Below are 1,122 nucleotides of genomic sequence, written 5' to 3' on the forward strand. Positions count from 1 at the left end.
CCAGACGAAGACGACGATGGGAAGGAACTGGTGACTGACGGCGGTATCGTCGAAGATTCGTTCAACGACGATCTCGAATTCGGTGACGGCGACGAAGCCGAGTCCGAGGCTGCGGTAGACGGTGACGGCGGTGACGATGGTGACGGTGGGGGTGAGGAGCAGGAGAGGTCTGCATCGGCAGACTTCACCGAGCAGTTCGGTGCAGACGATGATGAGCGCGAGCAGCTCAGCGTGAACATCGACATCGTCGAGGAAGTCGAGGAGATCATCGAGCGTGAAGGTCCGAAGCACCCGGACGACATGTCCTATCGCATCGCGTACCAGTACGATGACGAGGAGGTGACGCCGGAGCACGTGCACGAGGTACTCCTCGGTGAGTACGCTGTTGATGAGGATTCTGGCGAGCTCACCCATCGTATGACCGGGATGGAGAAGGTCACCGATGGGGAAGATGACGTTGGCGTGTTGTCGTGGGGTGACATTCGAAAAGTCATTGAAGATGGTGTTGCGATGCGCACCATCCGTCAAGTGCTCGCTGAAAAGGTAGAAGCTGAGCACGACTTCGTTTTCGTTCGAAATGAAGAACGGGAGATGGAGGACTTCCGAGCGTACAAACCAGATGAAGGCGTGTACATGTGGGATGGCGCGTTCTATGTTGAACAAGTGGTTGATGCGGGGACGAATGGCCTTGCATCGTCGGCAGACATCGATGAAGTGGTCGCGAAGTTGAAGCGGCGCAATGCAGTGCCGCTTGAACGCGTGAACAACCCTGACGGTGCGATGCTCGCTGTTGGTAACGGCGTGCTCGACATGGAAACGACAACTCTACACGAACACGCACCAGAGTACTTGTTTACGCGGAAACTCTCCGCGGACTGGGATCCGAACGCGGACACGTCGGACGTCGAAAATTTCCTTCGAGATATTACAGAAGACGAAACGGACGCGAAGTTCCTCGAGGAAATGCTCGCGGACGCACTGAACCCGAGAGGAAACCCGCGGCAGTGGTTCGGGATTCTGCACGGGGACGGCGCGAACGGCAAGAGTGTCGCTCTGAACTGTCTTCGGGACGTTATCGGGGAGAAAAACACATCGAGCGAAACACTACACGACCTGTCCGAG

At 56.8% G+C, this 1,122-nt stretch carries 1 pseudogene; it reads left to right on the forward strand.

Features of this window, described 5'->3' with window-relative positions:
• Window positions 1-1,122 (forward strand): annotated as a pseudogene (locus DVK07_RS19385) (hypothetical protein); the annotation flags it as partial.

The organism is Halorubrum sp. Atlit-26R (assembly GCF_003666015.1).
GTDB lineage: Archaea > Halobacteriota > Halobacteria > Halobacteriales > Haloferacaceae > Halorubrum.